This is a genomic window from Corynebacterium mastitidis DSM 44356 (assembly GCF_000375365.1).
Lineage (GTDB): Bacteria > Actinomycetota > Actinomycetes > Mycobacteriales > Mycobacteriaceae > Corynebacterium > Corynebacterium mastitidis.
Window position 1 is genome coordinate 1 of the sequence record NZ_AQXB01000036.1, and the last position, 1300, is coordinate 1300.

At 50.5% G+C, this 1300-nt stretch carries 2 protein-coding genes; one reads left to right on the forward strand and one right to left on the reverse strand.

Going from position 1 to position 1300, the window contains the following annotated elements:
- Positions 1-356 (forward strand): helix-turn-helix domain-containing protein (locus B140_RS14255; protein WP_211208173.1); only part of this gene is annotated, 356 nt, incomplete at its 5' end.
- Between the two features lie 23 nt (positions 357-379).
- On the opposite strand, the gene B140_RS14100 is transcribed toward B140_RS14255, so the two are convergent.
- Positions 380-1081 carry a hypothetical protein gene (locus tag B140_RS14100; RefSeq protein ID WP_156801814.1) on the reverse strand — a complete coding sequence of 234 codons (702 nt, stop codon included), beginning with the start codon at positions 1079-1081 and terminating at the stop codon, positions 380-382.
- Positions 1082-1300: the final 219 nt, after the last annotated feature.

Sequence of the window (1300 nt, forward strand, 5' to 3'; positions counted from 1 at the left end):
GTCGCGCAACAGAAGGAAAGTCGATTCCGGCAATTGCAAAGAGTATCGGGGTAAGTAATCCCACCATCTATAGGTGGCTTAAAGGGGGTGTGCCGGATCCTTGGAGCATGGTAAAATTTTGCCGATATTGCAAAATTGATCCAATACTGGGACTGGTGGCCTCTGGAGTGATAACTCATGAAGAGGGTCGTGAATCTGCGGCAGTGGCAAGGGAGGAGATTAAAAAAATGCACCAAAGGGAACTGCTTAGCTCCATATCTTCCGAAGATATTCTTAATGAGCTAAAGCGTAGAATTGATTTATTGTCAAACTCCAATCACGTCACCCCGCGAGGTGACTCTTTAAGCTCGACCTAATAGTTCGGTATCATCAAAACGATTTAGGTCCAAGCGAAATTGGCCGTGTAGTCCCACTCATACTTATCAAGAAGTTCCCGGTCGGAAGCACGATAGATCCGATACTCCCACCTCGCACCCTGCCCCGTCTTCTTCACCGTCGTCATCCAGATGATCGCCTCTTTCCGCCCCCTCTGACGCCGCTCAAAATCATTCAAAGGCCCCTGGTTATTCCTACTATCCCACCCGATAAGCAAACGCTGATCCGACTCAGAACCATGATACCCCACCGGAATCAAATGAGTCCGATCATACGGTTTATCAATCTTAGGGTAGACAAGCGGCTTTAACTTCTTCCTTGCCGCACCACTACGACCCCGATAAACAGAACCCGAACCCGGAACAAAATGCGCCACCACTTGATGCCGCGTCCGATCATGATATGACCACACCTCCCCAGGGGCAGGAAGATTCTTAAAACCCATCACCTTATCAAGAGGATGAGGATAATTCATCACCCTGACAGCCGGAATATCCCTCGCCCCAGACACGCGATTACCCACATCACTCACCGACCGCTGCGGAAATAAAGCCTGACGAGAACGAACCTTTTTCACCCGATTAGTGCGCACCTTGTTCTTCTTGACAGGATGTGAACTAAAAGTAAAACGAATCCCCCTCTTCTGTGGCCTATAGTACGGCTGAAACCACATTCTGATTCTCGCATAAGCGGAAAATAAATCCATAACCCCAATACCTATCTTTGTACAGTGATAATTCAAATGAGGCCCAGACGTGAGCCTTCACGGGCCTGGGCTGCATCCTCGATGCAGGCGGAACCCCGGCCTGCAACCCGACGGATGACGCTGACCTTTCGGGAAAACAGCACCTCAGAAGCCTAGCACGAGCATGCAGCCTTGACCGCTGCCCCCATCCTGCCGTCTGCCCCAACCCCTCACATGGGG